This window comes from Cytobacillus gottheilii (assembly GCF_018582665.1).
Taxonomy (GTDB): Bacteria; Bacillota; Bacilli; order Bacillales; family Cytobacillaceae; genus Cytobacillus; species Cytobacillus gottheilii.
The window spans coordinates 535,617-553,455 of sequence record NZ_CP071709.1 but is presented as its reverse complement, the minus strand read 5'-3'; the positions used below and the strand labels follow the sequence as shown (position 1 = coordinate 553,455).

12 protein-coding genes are annotated in these 17,839 nt (G+C 40.0%); 1 reads left to right on the top strand and 11 read right to left on the bottom strand.

The annotated features are described in order from the left end of the window. Positions 1-83: 83 nt before the first annotated feature. The 3 genes from J1899_RS02745 to J1899_RS02735 all read right to left on the bottom strand — a co-directional run bounded on the left by J1899_RS02745 (position 84) and on the right by J1899_RS02735 (position 4,032). A complete protein-coding gene (locus J1899_RS02745) occupies positions 84-1,715 on the bottom strand; it encodes a pyridoxal phosphate-dependent decarboxylase family protein (RefSeq protein WP_214478730.1) in 1,632 nt (543 codons plus the stop codon). Between the two features lie 71 nt (positions 1,716-1,786). Further along, entirely contained in the window at positions 1,787-3,142 is a 1,356-nt protein-coding gene (locus J1899_RS02740) for a sodium-dependent transporter (RefSeq protein ID WP_214477384.1), read from the bottom strand. A 452-nt stretch (positions 3,143-3,594) separates the two neighbouring features. Then, positions 3,595-4,032, bottom strand: coding sequence for a YueI family protein (locus J1899_RS02735; protein WP_066450315.1), 438 nt, complete (start codon positions 4,030-4,032; stop codon positions 3,595-3,597). Between the two features lie 623 nt (positions 4,033-4,655). Between J1899_RS02735 and putP the strand changes: the two genes are divergently transcribed. After that, a complete protein-coding gene (gene putP / locus J1899_RS02730) occupies positions 4,656-6,119 on the top strand; it encodes a sodium/proline symporter PutP (protein WP_281420609.1) in 1,464 nt (487 codons plus the stop codon). A 98-nt stretch (positions 6,120-6,217) separates the two neighbouring features. On the opposite strand, the gene pruA is transcribed toward putP, so the two are convergent. From pruA to J1899_RS02690, 8 genes are all read right to left on the bottom strand, one after another. After that, entirely contained in the window at positions 6,218-7,765 is a 1,548-nt protein-coding gene (gene pruA, locus J1899_RS02725; protein ID WP_214477382.1) for an L-glutamate gamma-semialdehyde dehydrogenase, read from the bottom strand. A gap of 155 nt (positions 7,766-7,920) precedes the next feature. Then, entirely contained in the window at positions 7,921-9,090 is a 1,170-nt protein-coding gene (locus J1899_RS02720) for a CamS family sex pheromone protein (RefSeq protein ID WP_214477381.1), read from the bottom strand. Positions 9,091-9,103: 13 nt separating this feature from the next. Next, positions 9,104-11,110, bottom strand: coding sequence for an NAD-dependent DNA ligase LigA (gene ligA, locus J1899_RS02715; RefSeq protein ID WP_214477379.1), 2,007 nt, complete (start codon positions 11,108-11,110; stop codon positions 9,104-9,106). Between the two features lie 200 nt (positions 11,111-11,310). Then, the gene (gene pcrA, locus J1899_RS02710; protein WP_066450327.1) at positions 11,311-13,530 is read right to left on the bottom strand and encodes a DNA helicase PcrA; all 2,220 of its coding nucleotides are present in this window, start codon (positions 13,528-13,530) and stop codon (positions 11,311-11,313) included. Between the two features lie 71 nt (positions 13,531-13,601). Continuing rightward, positions 13,602-14,285: a heptaprenylglyceryl phosphate synthase gene (gene pcrB / locus J1899_RS02705; RefSeq protein WP_214477377.1), complete on the bottom strand. Its 684-nt coding sequence runs from the start codon at positions 14,283-14,285 to the stop codon at positions 13,602-13,604. A gap of 203 nt (positions 14,286-14,488) precedes the next feature. Beyond that, positions 14,489-14,800 carry a YerC/YecD family TrpR-related protein gene (locus J1899_RS02700; RefSeq protein WP_066450336.1) on the bottom strand — a complete coding sequence of 104 codons (312 nt, stop codon included), beginning with the start codon at positions 14,798-14,800 and terminating at the stop codon, positions 14,489-14,491. A 30-nt stretch (positions 14,801-14,830) separates the two neighbouring features. Continuing rightward, complete coding sequence (locus tag J1899_RS02695; RefSeq protein ID WP_214477375.1) at positions 14,831-15,880, bottom strand: DUF3048 domain-containing protein; 1,050 nt, start codon at positions 15,878-15,880, stop codon at positions 14,831-14,833. A gap of 167 nt (positions 15,881-16,047) precedes the next feature. Next, complete coding sequence (locus J1899_RS02690; protein ID WP_214477373.1) at positions 16,048-17,790, bottom strand: adenine deaminase C-terminal domain-containing protein; 1,743 nt, start codon at positions 17,788-17,790, stop codon at positions 16,048-16,050. Between the last annotated feature and the right edge of the window lie 49 nt (positions 17,791-17,839).

Genomic DNA, 17,839 nt, shown 5'->3' with positions numbered 1-17,839 from the left:
TCAGTTACACGCTCTCCTAATACCGTATAAAATCTAAAAAAAGCACATCAACCTCTCTAAAGTGATGTACTCAAGTTTCAATCCTATACAAGCATTAGACTTTTTTGATGTATTTGCATATGTGACTTCAGGAATTCAATATACCGATCAACCTCTACGACAGTTGAATAAGGAGAAGTTGTATAGAATTTATGAACATAGACAGGCAGCCGCTGTTCTGAATCCACTGCAGAAATGTAGCGCTGCTTTTTTGTGTTTCCGAAGAAAATAATATCTCGATCCAAGCCGATCAATTCTGCAAATTCTTCATTATAATTGTTCACTTCGCGGATCTCTTCGGCTTGACACTGACCCGCTAACTCCTTGCTCCAGTTCGGTGCTTCCGGATAAAACCTAAAAGTTGTGACAGGGGATACTTCATTTGTTACTGCGGCATTTGGAAATTCTGCAAGCAGCCTGTTACGGAAAGCAATGTTGACACTCAAGTAATTGGCAAGCAGCTGCTGATAGCCTTCTATGCCAAAAGCCAGAAGCGATGCATAAATGGCTATTGAACTCCCCATCCGTGAGCATTCTAATGTATAGCTTGTATGATAGCTTCCATATCCGCGATTTCCTACATAAGGGGTCTCCGCCGCATCTAAATCCACATATTCCAGCAGGCGTCTATCTTTAATTAAAAATAAACTAGTAATATAAGGGGTTTGTCCTAATTTATGAAAATCAAAGACCATACTATCCGCAAGATTCATATGTTTGAAACGCGTTTGATACTCAGACAGGACGTGGAGCACATCATCCTCAAAGCTCAGCGGATTTGCATTAAAGTTATAATCATTAAAGAACGTATACATTCCGCCCATTGCAGAATCTGCATGAACATAAATAGGCTCTAAATCGTATGCAGCTTCAATTTCTGTCAGCAGCTGCTTCATACCATATAAATCATCAATCCCAAATGTATCTGTTGTTCCCATTGTAGCTAATACATAAATGGGTATTCCACCCTTTTCAATAACCATTTCCATTTTCTCTTTTAAATCTTCCAGATTCATAGAATGATCCTCATTTACTTTCACCCGTATCATATGATCCACACCGATGCCAGTTGCTTCTGCCGACTTATACAAACTGAAGTGAGACAGTTCAGAGCAAAAACAATAAAGGTTATCAGGAATTCCAGTTTTATTTGAATGCGGGAATCTGCGTGCTATGCTTAAGCGCAGCGAGTTAAATACCGCTCCTTGTCCGCCCCAGGTTGTATAGCCTGCGCTTTCGTTTTGATCATAGCCAATCATTTTAGAAAGCATACTTGTGATCCGCACTTCAGCATTCGCAGCTGCCGATCCATCCACATCCCATAAATTATTTCCGTTTAAAAGAACCATTACAAGATTCCCTATGATACTTGCAATGTTAGGAAGCGGTGTTGCGTTTGCCACATAATTGCTATTCAAGAAACGGTGGCCTTCGACAAGCTCCATTAATTTATCAATGGTTTCATCCACTGAAACTCCATGTTCCGGCACAAATGAACCTTGAATGATTTTATTGTAATAATCCTCACTATAATCAGGCATCTCACCTAGGGTCAGCTTAGACGGATCCTTTAATTCATCCATTCTTGTCAGCACTTTACGAAAATACCCCACCAGTTCATCACGCTGCTGTTGATTGCCATCCGCACTCGGGAATAATTGCTGTAATTGTTCCATTACTGTCATGTTCTTTCATCCTCCGACTTTTCTTTTCATTTAATAGATTATAAAAAGCAAACACGTTTGTTCTAGAAGATCAAATCAAGCACGCCAAGCACATCTAAAAAAACAACCACGATCGCAGCTGGTGCAGCATATTTTAATAGGAAGTACCATGTATGAAAGAAAGGAAGCGAAACGTTTGCTCCTTGCCTCATCGCTCGAATTAAGTCACTTTTCTTTAATTTTAACGAGATAAATAAAGACGTAAAAAGTGCTCCAAGCGGCATTAAGACATTGCTCGCCGCATAATCGACTAAGTCAAACACCGTCTTATCAAAAAGCTTTACATCTGCCATAAGACCGTAAGAAAGTGCAGATGGAATTCCAATAACAAAAATGAGAAGCCCAAACATCCAAGTATATCTTTGTCTTTTTACAGGATCCTTTTTTGCCGTTACCGCCACAGCTATTTCAATCATAGAGAATGCTGAAGTTAAGGCAGCAAACAAGAAAAGGATCAGGAAGGCAATAAAAAAGAACAACCCAAATTCCATCTGTGCAAATACCGCAGGAAGAGCTATGAATACAAGCGGCGGTCCAGCACTTGGCTCAATACCAAACGTAAACACTCCGGGAAAGATAGCAAGCCCGGCGAGCAAGCACACAAATAAATTCATCATAATTATAGAAAATGCCGAGCGGGGCAGATTCTGTGTTTTCGGTAAATAGGATGCATATGTCACCATAACAGAAGAACCTAAAGTGATGGTAAAAAAGGCTTGCCCAAGAGCAAATAATATAGATTCAGAGGTTAATTGACCAAAATCCGGAATCAGCAGGAATTTCATTCCCTCTGCCGCACCTTCTAGTGTAAGTGAGCGAACCACAATCATAAGAAATAATACAAACAAAACAGGCATGAGGATTTTACTCACCTTTTCGATGCCCTGTTGCACACCTTTAGCAACCACCACTACTGTTAGAGCAATAAAGACAAACTGTCCAATCAGTGTTGCTGCAGGATCAGAAATAATCCGCTCAAACAATTGCACATATTGATCCATTGATAAGCCATTTAAACCGCCTGTCAAAGCTTCAAACAAGTATAAGATGATCCAGCCGCCAATAACGCTGTAAAAGGAAAGCACTAAAATGCCAATTAACACCCCAACTCGTCCTAATAAATGCCACATAGATCCAGGAGCCATCTTTTTATAAATAGAAATGGCATCATCCTGCCCTTTTCTGCCTACTATAAATTCTCCTACAAGTAATGGGTAGCCAATTAATAAGGCAAAAAGTAAAAACACAAGGAAAAACGCTCCGCCGCCTCCTGTTCCAGCAATATAAGGGAATTTCCAAATCGCCCCTAAACCAATTGCAGAACCAGCCGCAGCTAAAATAAAACCTATTTTCGAAGTCCACTGTTCATTCTGCGCCATTCTTTTCTTCCTTCCATTTCACGTAGTTTTACATATGTATAAGCTGTTTACTTCATTATTCACTGATATTCTTCTTCATCAGATGTTAGAAGTAAGTTTCCTTAATCATAGCATAGGATTTATGTATCAATTTTTAGAAATATTTATAACGTAATAGTTCCTTTCACCTATTTTTATTTACAAAAAATATATGAAAAAATCACCTTATGTTATGGTTTGTTCTGTCAATTTTTTATACTGTTTTCGTATACTTTCTTCTATTATAAGAAGGTGAGTGTGGGCATTCTCCTTCACATTGCCACTTTTGAAGTGACAGGCGCAGCACCTTCTTTTTTTATTCTCTCCACCAGTAGATCGAATATAAACAATGACATGCTTCCTGACCAACTTCTTAAACACACCACTTATTTAAAAAAATGGCCTAAAAAAAGAAGCGGTATATCCGCCCCTCTTTATTTGCCTCCAAATAACTTGGCAAAAAATCCGGTCTTCTGTTTTTTAATTTCTGGCTGTATGTGCGGTTTTTCATCATCCACAAAAATGTTCTCTTTATCAATAGCATAGTCATATGCAAGCACTAGACCAATATCAGAGTTATGCTCTTTATTGGTGACAATCGTATATTCAACCTTATACTTCGTAGCTGATTTGATATACTTTGATAAGTATTCATAATTCATATTTCCATTTAAGTAGAGATGTGCCTGTGAATTTTCCTTCATCGCTTTTTCTGCTTCATGGTTAATTCCGTTTTTTCGAACTTGAGGCTGAGTTAAAGCCAACACAATTCTTTCTCTTAACGTGCCTAAAAACTTCCTTCGCTCATCTGGCTTTGTCTGTTTTTCTCCGTACATGCCTTTTTGCAAATAGTCATCCACATGATCGGCCATATTGCACCTCCAGCTTGATTTTACCTGTCCCTTTTTTATTTAATCAAACGTTTGATTAATATGTATGTTCGTATATGTTATGAAAATTATAACATATGGTCAGTGTTTTTCATGTAAACAGCCTTCAGTCCCCTCTTTCTCCATGAGATGCTTCATAAAACCATTAATATGTATGATTTAACCCAAAAGAGTCAATTTTATTCAACCGTATTCATATTAAATTTAATTATGATTAAATGACGTCCATAATCATTCGGCATATCATGACATTTGCATGGGTGACAGACTTAATATTATTAATTTGATTGTATAGATATGTTTCTTCTTAAAGATTAGCAAGGAGATCATAACTATTAATGCATTTTTATACATTTCGACAAAGGAATTTGAATTTTCAAAAAGACAGAATTATACACCTATGTTATCATTGATAGTGCATTTTCTCAGGTGGAAACAAATTGGTATTCTATTATTTTTGTATAAACCTGAATAAATTATAAAAAAAGGAGGATCAACTATGGGGTTAACTACTGCTACTTGGTTTTGGCTGCTTGTGCCAATGCCTTTATTAGTCATCTTATCTGCGTTTACCTATTACTTTGAAAAGAGGAGAGAATAATACAATGGACATTAATATACCTACACTCGTTTCTATTATCATTTATTTAGTTGGTATGATCATTATCGGCTATCTGGCCGCAAGAAAAACGAAGGATTTAACCGATTATGTGCTCGGCGGAAGAGGACTGGGACCTGGAGTAGCTGCGTTAAGTGCAGGAGCCTCTGATATGAGCAGCTGGCTTATGCTGGGACTTCCCGGCGCAATGTATGTTGGAGGTATGAGTGAGATTTGGCTTCCAATTGGTTTGGCAATTGGTGCATATCTTAATTGGCAGTTTATCGCTAAGCCTTTGCGGGTGTATACGGAAGTTGCCAACAATTCAATTACATTACCTGATTTCTTTGAAAATCGCTTTAAAGATGATTCCAAAATTCTTCGTGTAATTTCAGCAATTGTTATTCTAGTATTTTTCACCTTTTATACTTCCTCAAGTTTGGTTGGAGGAGCTATTTTACTAGAGAATTCTTTTGGCATGGATTATATTGCTGCATTATGGATTGGTGCTTTGGTCATTGTATCTTATACATTTTTCGGAGGCTTTCTGGCAGCAAGCTGGACGGACTTTATCCAAGGAATTCTCATGTTTCTTGCTCTTATTATCATTCCCATTGTTGTCATTTTTGAGCTTGGGGGCTGGAGTGAAACGATTAATACAATTGGCAGTATAGATCCTTCTTATTTAAATGTGTATTCTGGGACAACGGTTATTGGAGTAGTCTCCTTGCTTGCATGGGGGTTAGGCTATTTTGGCCAGCCGCATATACTTGTGCGTTTTATGGGCATCCGAGCTAAAGAAGATATACCAAAAGCCAGATTCATTGGAATGGGATGGATGGTGTTATCCTTGTTTGGTGCTATTTTTATTGGATTTACCGGAATTGCTTATTTTGCAGATTCTCCGCTTGAAAACTCAGAAACGGTTTTTATTATGTTATCGCAGGTTTTATTTAACCCAGTTGTTGCCGGCTTTTTACTTGCAGCCATTCTCTCAGCAATCATGAGTACTGTTGATTCACAGTTGCTCGTTTCTTCAAGTGCACTTGCTAATGATTTTTACAAAGCCATTTTCAGAAGAAATGCTTCCCAAAAAGAAGAGATGATTGTTGGCAGAATCGCTGTTATCGGAATTGCAGTCATTGCTATATTGCTAGGTTATAATCCTGATAGCAAAGTTCTTGAGCTTGTTAGTTATGCATGGGCAGGTTTCGGTGCTGCATTTGGTCCAGTTATCGTACTAAGCCTCTTCTGGAAACGAATGACTCGCAATGGCGCCTTGGCAGGGATCATTACTGGATCTCTAACCGTTATTATTTGGTCGCAAATTGAAGGAGGCATCTTTGAACTCTATGAGCTTGCACCTGGATTCTTACTAGGTGTCATCGCTATTATTATTTTCAGTCTGATGGACAGAACCCCCAGTAAACAAATACAGGAGGAATATAGCACCTATAAAGGTAAGCTGTAGTTTGACTGCCGGGTCCTCTTGCTGGGATGCTTGATTTCTATATCCAAAAAGAAACTCCCTCTGCATAAGTTGCAGAGGGAGTTATTTGCCTGCTTATATTAGTACATTTCAGATGTAGTCTTAGCTTGCATATGAAGCTGAATATAGTCAGGACCGCCAGCTTTAGAGTCTGTACCTGACATGTTGAATCCGCCAAATGGCTGGTATCCAACGATTGCGCCAGTACATCCACGGTTGAAGTAAAGGTTACCAACGTGGAAATCTTCACGTGCTTTTTGGATGTGCTCACGGTTCTTCGTGATTACAGCTCCAGTTAAGCCGTATTCTGTGTTGTTTGCAATTTCAATAGCGTGATCGAAATCCTTCGCTTTTGTAAAACCAACAACCGGTCCAAAAATTTCTTCTTGCATTAGACGAGCATCAGCTGCAAGATCAGCAAAAATAGTTGGCTTAATGAAGAATCCTTTTGAACTGTCTCCTTCTCCGCCTGTCATCAGCTTGCCTTCTTGTTTTCCAATTTCAACATAGCTCATAATTTTATCAAATGCAGCCTGGTCGATCACTGGTCCCATAAAGTGAGTTTGATCTTCAGGGCTGCCTGCTGTTAATTCATTTGTTAATTCAACTGCACGATTTAACACTTGATCATAAACATCTTCTACAATAACTGCACGTGAACATGCAGAACATTTTTGACCTGAGAAGCCAAATGCAGATGCTACGATTGATTGAGCAGCTAATTCTAGATCAGCTTCTTTATCAACTACGATTGTATCTTTACCGCCCATTTCAGCGATTACGCGCTTAAGCCAGATTTGACCTTCATTTAGCTTAGAAGCACGCTCATTAATGCGTAAACCTACATCACGAGATCCAGTAAATGAAATAAAGCGAGTATCTTTATGGTCAACTAAGTAGTCGCCTACTTCAGCACCACTGCCTGGTACAAAGTTTAATACACCAGCAGGAAGACCTGCTTCTTCCATTACTTCAACAAATTTTGCAGCAACTACCGGAGTTGTAGATGCTGGCTTTAATAGTACTGTATTTCCAGCTACAATAGCCGCTACCGTTGTACCAGCCATAATCGCAAGCGGGAAGTTCCAAGGAGAAATGATGATTCCAACGCCTAATGGAATATAGTCATAACGGTTGTATTCATTTGGACGGCTGTTAACAGGTACGCCATCTTTAATACTTAAGATTTGACGAGCATAATACTCAAGGAAGTCAATTGCTTCTGCTGTATCAGCATCTGCTTCATTCCAAGGCTTTCCAGCCTCTTTTGTAAGCAATGCAGAAAACTCATGCTTGCGGCGGCGAATAATCGCAGCTGCTTTAAATAATACATCAGCACGTGTTTCAGGCTTTACTTTTCTCCACGTTTTAAATGCTTCTACAGCACCTTGCATTGCTTTTTCAGCAAGCTCCTGATTAGCTTTAGAAACGCGACCAATTACTTCCTCTTTATTAGACGGATTAATCGATACAATTTTATCTTCAGTTGATACACGTTCGCCAGCAATTAAAAGATCATAATCTTGACCTAAATAGCTTTCAACTGTTTTTAACCCTTGTAAATATGCTTCACGATTTTCTTCATTTTTAAAATCTGTGAAAGGCTCATGCTTGTAAGGTTGTACCATCGTTAACGCCTCCTATGTACTATTGCACTGTATAAGAATGGAAGGGATGATGCATGTAATATTTTACAGTTCATCCCTAATACAGCAGCTACTTTTATAGAATTTTCTCAATGTTTATTTTAACATGTTTAGTTAAAATTCATCAATCTTTGCCTTTAATCATAAATATGAACAAATGGTTCTGTATCATCTGGTTTTCTCACAATCAGCGCTTCAGGGCCATTCACGGACGTAATATTTACCTGAACAGAAATATACTCTGGAAAATGCTTCATGATTAAACTTGCCGTATACTGTGCAAATCCGATTGATTCTGCTTTTCCATAGAATTGAATTGGAATATCAATATTAAGGTCCTGCAGCTGATCTCCGGCATAAAACGCTTTGCCGATGACTCCGTTAAAGTTTGGAAAATACGCTTCTATATCCTGTTTAAAATTTTTGAAGGCTGTATTGTCATCACGATGATTCGTTTCAGCATCTGATGATGGAAATAGCACATATTTTTCAGCAACATTCTTCCATTCGCTTAACTTGCCGCTTCCTTTTCCAGCTTCCGCATAGGCAATAAAGTTTCCTGGTACAACGGAGGTTCTGCTGGCTTGTTCAAATAGGGCAATGGTAATTGGCACATCTTTAAGCTCATCCATGCCGCGAAGACGAGTAAGCACTTCGGCCGCCATCTTTTTACCTTCTGCTTCTAAAACACTTCGTTTAATATCTGTTTCGTAAGTTGCTCCGTACTGTTCCTTCTGATAGTAATGGACAGAGTTTAAAGCCAGACCAATCACTACCCCGCCAAGTGTAACCGTGTCTCCCTCACCCTTAATTCGATAATTATGCTCTAAAATATGAGCGAGGTAGATCGGACTCTTTGTATTGCGTTCGTCAATATCCCCTTTTTCATCATCAAGAGGATTCAACCCTACATTATCCGCTTCCTCTAAATTACGTTCAGCAAGCTGTGCAGGTGTAAACTTGCGATTGAGCCACGAGCGGACAGTCGAACTATCTAAGAATTGACCTTCCTGAAAGAAGTAACTGTCGGTGTCAAAACTATTTTGCGCAACGCGCATTAAGCCCGTTTCAAATTCGGTCAAATCATATTTGGTGTTAATGTTATTAACCACAAGCCCCCTTGCTTCACTCGGCTCAAAAGGAAGCAGCGTTTTATAATAATCATCCGATATTTTATAGTTCGGAATAATCGCCGTTTCATTTGAGTTTTCATCATCCTGAATGACTTCCTCCTGCTTGCTGAAGTTAGGAGCACACCCCGTCAGCACGAGCAAAAGAGAAACAGCCATCATTATTGTTTTCTTCACGATTCTCCACCTCTTACTTGGTTAGTTCCTCAGCCAGTCTCTCCTCATTCCATACCGTGATGCCAAGTTCCTCTGCCTTCTTCAGCTTTGAACCTGCATCCTCACCAGCAATGACAATATCTGTTTTTTTACTAACGCTTCCTGATACATTTCCGCCTAGGGCTTCAATTTTTTCTTTTGCTTCACTTCTGGAGAACAGCTCTAATTTCCCTGTTAAAACAATTGTTTTACCTGCAAATACAGAATCGATATTTTCAGCTGAAACCCGCTTTGGACCTAAATATTCCATGTTGACGCCAGCTCTCTTCAGTTCTTGTATCAGTTCAAGAGCTTCTTCCTGCTCAAAATAAGATACAATTGCATCAGCCATTTTGTCGCCAATTTCATTAATTTCAATCAGCTGCTCGCGAGAAGCACTGCTTAACTGTTCCATTGAATGGAAAGTCATTGCTAGTGTTTTGGCTGCCTTCGCTCCGACATGCCGTATTCCCAGTCCGAATAAAAGCTTTTCCAGCGAGTTCTTTTTAGATGCTTCAATTGCACTTAATAGATTTTGAACTGATTTTTCACCCATTCTTTCCAGCTGAATAAGCTGCTCAAAGGTTAACTTATACAAGTCAGCAACATCTTCAATTAACTGCTCTGAAAATAATTGGCTGACCACCTTTTCACCTAATCCGTCAATGTTCATCGCATTTCTTGAAACAAAATGGATGAGTCCCTCACGGATTTGAGCTGGACATTTTGGGTTGATGCAGCGAAGAGCCACTTCTCCTTCAAGTCTGACAAGCTCGCTTCCGCATTCAGGACAGACGGAAGGCATTTGGAAGTCGACTTCATCTCCTGTCCTGCGCTCAGGCAGAACATTGACAACTTCCGGGATGATATCTCCTGCTTTTTTGACGACTACATGGTCCCCGATCTTAATATCTTTTTCACGGATCAGGTCTTCATTATGCAGGGAAGCACGCTGGACGGTTGTACCCGCTACCCGTACTGGTTCTAAAATAGCTGTTGGCGTTAAAACACCAGTTCTTCCAATGCTGAGTTCAATGTCTTTTAAGATCGTTACAACTTCTTCAGCTGGAAACTTATAAGCGATTGCCCATCTTGGACTTTTAGCCGTGGTTCCAAGCTGCTCCTGCTGCTCGTAACCATCCACCTTTATTACAATACCATCAATATCGTATGATAATTGAGGTCTCTTTTCTGTCCAATCTGTTACATACTCGATAACCTCTTCAATCGAAACACATTTTTTTCGTTCCTTATTTGTTTTAAATCCAAGTTTTTCGAGATAATCCAATCCCTCACTGTGAGCTGCTATTCCAAGTTCATCAGCGTTTGCAAGACCATAAACATAAATATCGAGATTTCTCGAGGCAGCTATTTTTGGATCAAGCTGTCTTAATGAACCCGCAGCTGCATTACGCGGGTTTGCAAATGCTTCTTCTCCTCTTTCCTCTTTTGCTTGGTTTAAGGCTTCAAATGACTTTCTCGGCATAAATGCCTCACCGCGAACCTCAATAGAAACCTCTTCCTTTAAGCGCAGTGGGATAGAGCGGATGGTGCGCAGGTTCGCTGTAATGTTTTCTCCAATAGTGCCATCGCCGCGTGTTGCACCGATTGAAAATAAGCCATTATCATAACGCAATGAAACAGCGAGCCCATCAATTTTCAGTTCACATACATAAGTCACATCTTCGCCGGCATTTTGACGGACACGGCGGTCAAAATCCCTTAAATCCTGTTCGTTAAACGCATTGCCCAAGCTCAGCATTGACGTTTCATGTTCAACTTTTTCAAACATATCAAGTATTTCTCCGCCGACACGCTGTGTTGGCGAATCTTCTGTTTTCAGCTGCGGAAACTGTTCTTCAAGAGCGGTCAACTCATTCATTAGTCTGTCATATTCTGAATCTGGGACAGATGGTGTATCCAGCACATGATATTCGTAGTTATATTGATTGAGGATATTTTGCAGGTCCTTAATTTTTCTTTCAGCTGATTGAATGTCCATTAACCCAGCCCTTTCATAGAAAAGCTCAGGGCGCCTTGCTCAGCCACAACAAGAAAACCTCGTGGGCAAGACGCCGGAGCTAGACACTGTTCTTATTATTACTTTTTATAATTCTTAAAGCACAAGCTCCTTATGCAGCCCCGATTCTTATTGGACTGGTCTGGGCTATACACTGATCATTTTCTGAGTCTGCCTTTCGGTTACCCTTTTTGGATAGGCGCGAATTTTGCAAGAAGCCTCTTAATGCCCACAGGGCTTGGAAAAGCGATGTCGAGCTCTGTGCCTTCACCAGATCCTTTTACGCTGACAACTGTTCCTGTTCCCCATTTGCCGTGGACGGCTTTATCGCCGACACTCCATGAAAGGCTGTCTCCACCTGTTGCAGCTGCTGCCGGACGCACAACCGCATTTCTGCGCATGGTCTGTCTTGGTGAATCCTGAAACGGTGATGCTCCTCGTTTTCCTTGCACAGGCGGCTGTATCCCATCCAGTAAATCCTCTGGTATTTCCTTAATAAAACGGGAAGGAGGATTCATATTTGTTCGGCCAAATAATGTTCGCATTTGAGCGTTTGTAATATAAAGCTCTTGCTCTGCCCGTGTAATTCCTACATACGCTAATCTTCGCTCTTCTTCCATTTCCGTTTCATCCATTAAGGAACGGCTATGCGGGAATACGCCTTCTTCCATTCCAATTAAAAAGACAACAGGAAATTCAAGCCCTTTAGCAGAGTGCAAGGTCATCAGCACTACTGCATCGCTTTTTTGGCCATCATCATCTAGCTTATCAATATCTGCCACAAGAGCCAAATCTGTCAGAAAAGCAATTAGGGATTTATCCTCTGATGCATCTTCAAAGTTTTTCGTAACAGAAAGGAATTCATCGATATTCTCAAGTCTGCTTTGAGACTCAATCGATTTTTCCGCCTTTAGCATCTCACGATAGCCTGATTTTTCAAGGACTTCTTCAACCAGCTCTGTTACAGATAAGTATTCTTGCATTTGATAATAATTTCTCACAAGATCCCTAAATTCTGCTGCCGCTTTTGTAATCTTCGGGCTTAGTCCAATCAATTCAATTGACTCTAATGCTTCAAACATAGACATATCGTGCATGGTAGCAAAATTAGCAATTTTATCGACTGATCCTGAACCAATGCCGCGTTTAGGCACATTGATGACACGCTGCAGGCTGATATCATCATCTAGATTGGCTATCAGGCGCAGATACGCAAGAATGTCCTTAATTTCTTTACGGTCATAGAACTTAATGCCGCCTACAATAGAGTATTCAATATTGGATTTAAGCAGTACTTCCTCCATTACACGAGACTGGGCATTGGTTCGATAGAGAATCGCAAAATCTGTGAGCTTGCGATTGCTGGAGTTCATTAACTCCTTCACTTTTCCAACTACAAATTGAGCTTCCCCTTGTTCACTGTCAGCACGGTAATGAAACAGCTTGTTTCCTTCGTCATTTTCTGTCCATAAGTTTTTCGGTTTGCGATTCATATTTTTCGCAATTACTTCGTTTGCCGCAGCAAGAATGCGCTTTGTCGAACGATAGTTTTGCTCAAGAAGGATGACACTGGCATTTGGATAGTCTTTTTCAAACGAGAGGATATTGGCGATATCTGCTCCTCTCCATCTATAAATAGATTGATCAGAATCCCCAACAACACACAGGTTTTTAAAGCGATTAGCCAAAAACTTTACAAGCATATATTGCGCACGGTTCGTATCCTGATATTCATCCACATGGATATATTGGAATTTGCGCTGATAGTATTCAAGCACTTCAGGCACACGCTGAAAAAGCTGAATGGTAATCATAATAAGATCATCAAAATCCAGTGCCTGGTTTCTGCGAAGGCGTTTTTGATAATCTGCATATACATCACTCGTTACCTGCTGAATATAATCACCGGCAGTTTTGGCATATTCCTCTGGCGTGATCAGTTCATTTTTGGCTGAGCTGATTGAACCTAGAATTGCTCTGGGATCGAATTTTTTTGGATCAATATTGCGTTCTTTTAAAATCGATTTAATAACCGATTGCTGATCTGTTGTGTCTAGAATAGTGAAATTGCGATTGTATCCGATCCGGTCAATATCTCTGCGCAATATTCTTACACACATAGAGTGGAAGGTCGAAATCCAGATATCATCCGCTGCTCCGCCCATCATTTTCTGGATCCGCTCACGCATCTCCCGTGCCGCTTTATTTGTAAATGTAATCGCAAGAATGTTATAAGGCGAAACACGTTTTTCAACCATTAGATAGGCAATTCGATGTGTTAATACTCTAGTTTTTCCGCTTCCTGCACCTGCCATTATCAGTAGAGGTCCATCCGTCGCCTTAACAGCATTTTGCTGTTCTGTATTTAATCCGTTTAACAGTTTATCAGTTAAATATTGCATTTCTATTCACCACCACAAACGTATGTTCTATTTTCTATATCGTACCTGTTTTTTTTCAGATAAACAAGCTTTTATCTCACTGCTTCAACTGTTTGTAAAGCAGCCTTTAAATCGCTATAAATGATATTGCCAACAACTATTACATCGGCATAGGCAGCCATCTCTTTTGCCTGCTGTGCTGATTGGATTCCGCCTCCATAAAAAAGTGCAGTTGTCTCAAGTGTTTCTTTTACTTCTTTAACGATTGCAGGATCACCATACTTGCCGCTATATTCAAGATAAAAAATAGGCAGATGAAGCATCTTTTCTGCCATCATCGCATAGGCTCTGACAGCATCAGCTGTCAAATCCGTATTTGCTGCTGTGACACTTGCCGCCTTACATTCGTCATTTAATATGCAGTAGCCCTGCACGAGAATTTCTTCCCAATTCATGATGTCACCATACTCTTTAACAGCCTCATGATGAAGTCCTGTTATCCATTTTACTTCCGTACTATTTAAAACGGAGGGGATAAAATATAAATCAAAACCTGGTGTGACCGATTCAATCGTTGAGATCTCTAAAATACACGGAACCGTATATCTTCGAACACGAGCCATTAGATCCAGTACATTTTCGAGGGTAATCCCATCAGTCCCTCCAATAATCAGGGCATCCGTTCCAGATTCACAGATTTTTTCTAAGTCTTCATCAGAAATATATTTATTAGGATCGAGTTTAAAGGCATGGCGCCACTCGTTAATATCATACATACATACTGCCTCCATTCTATCATTCCATCCAACATTATATCATTTGTGTATAAGATCAAAAAGTAAAGACCTGTTGATTGTTCAGACTTACTGCCATGGGATTTACCGTGCAAAACGAGGATTACGGTCAGTTATTACCAGCATTTTACTTGGGAATAAAATAAAAAAACTGCAGGTGTTGATCCCTGCAGTTTAGCCCCATTTTATTCTTGTGCTGTTGGACTATCTTCTTTAATCCGTTCAAGTGCCATTTCATAGGCATCATTTCCATAATTTAAGCAGCGCTTTACACGAGAGATAGTAGCTGTGCTTGCGCCAGTTTCTGTTTCAATTTTATGATACGTTTTTCCTTCGCGAAGCATGCGCGCAACTTCAAGCCTCTGTGCAAGAGACTGAATCTCATTTACAGTGCATAAATCATCAAAAAAACGATAGCATTCATCTAAATCTTTTAAAGATAAGACCGAGTTAAAAAGCTGATCGAGTTCTTTTCCTTTTAATTTATTTATTTGCATATATTCAAGCTCCTTTGTTATAAATACTTTCTATGAACCGTAGGATACGGAATCTTCTAAACCGACACTTGTGGGGATGACATTAATCCACGTTTTCCCGGGAATAAGCCCAACTTGCTCCCCATCTGCAACCGGCAGGATCTTACCGTCAATATTTTCCCAATTTACTTCACGAAGTGTTCCTTTTTGAAGCAGGTAAGCTCTTCCGCCTGACATTAAATCAATGTTCCGTCTCCCGGCATTATCGACGATTTGATGTTCTGTTTCAACAATGAATATGTTATCGAGCAGAACCGGTGAATCCGTTTCATAATCTGCTGTCAGCTCACCATTTGAATAACGCTTATACTTCTCTTGGACAGCATCATACTCGTAGACCGAATTAAATGTCTCCCTTGAAAAATAAGAAACTTCGATATTAGCAGCTTCGTCTCCGTCCAGCTGCTCTATTTCTTCCTCATTCAAGTACACTAAAGGAGATGGAGCATTGTTCATATCATACCCCTGCTCTTGTGCACCCTTTTCAATATTTTCAAAAGAGATATAGGAATTATGCGGCGCTTTTCTAAAGCTGACCCTATTAAATAGTGTGCCATCATAATAGAGGCCATTCAAACTGTCAATATAGCCGCTATCCATTAATTTTTTTGCGTCAGGACTGTTGCCGTGAGCAACATATAGACTGTCATATCCTTTGGCAAGTTCAATATAATAGTCGCGTGCACTCCGAATCGGTCCAATTTGTGCAGGCTTTTGACTTTGATAAATCGCCAAAAACCTTGTAACCTCTCCTTCGGCAAGCAATTCATACACAATATCCGCTTCATGCAAACCAGACTGCTGACGAGCCAGCGGGTGATTATTAATCATAACGGCCACTGCCCGTCCATTTACTTCTGCTTCTGCCGAGATACCTGTAAGCGGGTAAATAAATTCAGACTCATTTTGTTCTTGAGCCACTTCTTCTGGCTGCTGTTCATTATTCGAATGATCTGTCTCATCAATTTCTGTCTGATCCCCGCTGCATCCTGATAGTAAAAGAATACCTGCAGCAAAAACTGCCATCCATATTTTTGACATCATACACTCCTTACAAGAAAAGAACTGGCATCTCCGGCGCGATCAGCTAGCAGAAGGCAATCCCTGCCTGCTGCTATCCACCTAGACGTAACATCTCGGAGGACGGGGCTTTTGGAGCTAGCCACTGTTCATAAACTTAATGTTTATATCATACTCTCTTTTATATTTTAACGCATTATCGTTGGAAAGAGTACAGTTTTATTCATAACATCATATATGCCTCTTTGTGTAACTCTAATATAAGGAAGATGGGTAGATGAGAAAAATAACAGGGTATAAATTGGATCTGCAAATTGATATCCTTTATCTTTCAGATAAGCCAGGAGCTTCTTCTCATCCTCGATTAGATCTTCAACTTTCTTATGAGACATTAATCCTTTTAGCTTTAATTGAACTTCAAGCACAACTTCTCCTTGCTCAGAAATAACAATTCCTCCGCCAATTTCCTTCATTCTTAAAAATGCATTCAGCATATCTTCTTTATTTTTTCCGATCACAATAATATCGCCAGTATTTGAAAAAGAGCTTGCCAGCCCATCCAGCTTTGTTGCAAATCCTTTTAGGACTGTGTTAACGCGCCATTTGCCATTGCGGTCTACAAGCATAAAGAAACATTCATCATGTGAGTAATCAAGATCATTATTTGAAACATCGATGGCAACAGAATATGGTTTCGTAAGGACTGAATTCTCCATCTTAATGCCAAACGGCATAGAGAATTGCATATCATCCATTGATAACTCCCAATCGATTTCAAGAGGCTCTAACCCAAACTCATCCCAGGCAATCTCTTCATACATGTTCTGATCTTCGCCATCAAGCTTTACCCACTTCCCTTTGGCAAGGACAGATACAGGCGTTGGATCTTTTTCATCCTTGAGGAAGTTGATATTAGCCACACGTCCTGTTGCGATATTGCCATGCAGGTATTGAATATTATAATATTTGGCAATATTAATCGTGCCCATATTATAAGCATCTATAACAGGAACCCCTTTTTCGATAGCAATCCGGATCATTTCGTCAGTAATTCCGCTCTCTGAAAAGGTAGATGATGATCCATCGGTTGTAAAGAAAAATTGATCATAATGCTCTATCCCAAGCTCATGGATTTCATCGAGAAGCTTTGGCAAATCAGGACGAATAGACGAATATCTTAAAGAAACGGTATAGCCCTGCAATAACCGGTCATATACTTCTTTGCCGGTCATAGCTTCATGATCACAGTCCGCACCAAGAAGCATGAGCTTAGCCAATGTTTTTTCAGATGCCCCGGGGAAATGTCCCTCTATTTGTTTACGCATGCGTTTCGTTTCCTGCATCCAATGCAGCATCATATCGTCGCCATCAAGAAGCTTTGGCCATCCGGTTAATTCTCCGCCCTGCAGTACAGCATCATGCTCAAGCCATGCCTTCACATTGCTGTGAGAGAAAAGATATTCCTCATTTTGCAGCTCTGTTTGCGGATCAAAGCGGCACCACCAATACATTGTTGAAGGAATGTTACGCATTTCACGAAGTAATGAAAACGCTTCCTTTTTATTTAACTGCAATGCAAGCATCATGTTGTCATTGATCAATGTTGTCGTTCCGAATTGCGATGCATAACTTGCAAGTGAGTGGGGATTATATAATTGAAACGGATGAGCATGTGGTTCAATATATCCTGGAACAAGGACATATTCCGAGCAGTCAACCACTTGGCAGCCATCTGTTTTTTCAGGCAGTTTGTCGCCAACATAAACAATACGATCTCCATATATCCATATATTTGCATTCACCCATTTTCTCAAAATCTGATTTAAGTAACGGGCATTCTTAAGCAATATAGTTGGTGCAGTCTTTCCATCTAAAATGGAAACATGTTGTCGCAGATGCTTGTTTTTCCAGCGATATCTCTGTTCCAGCACGCTACTCCCTCCTTTTGTTTTGTATGAATTTTACAGACTATGTGAAATA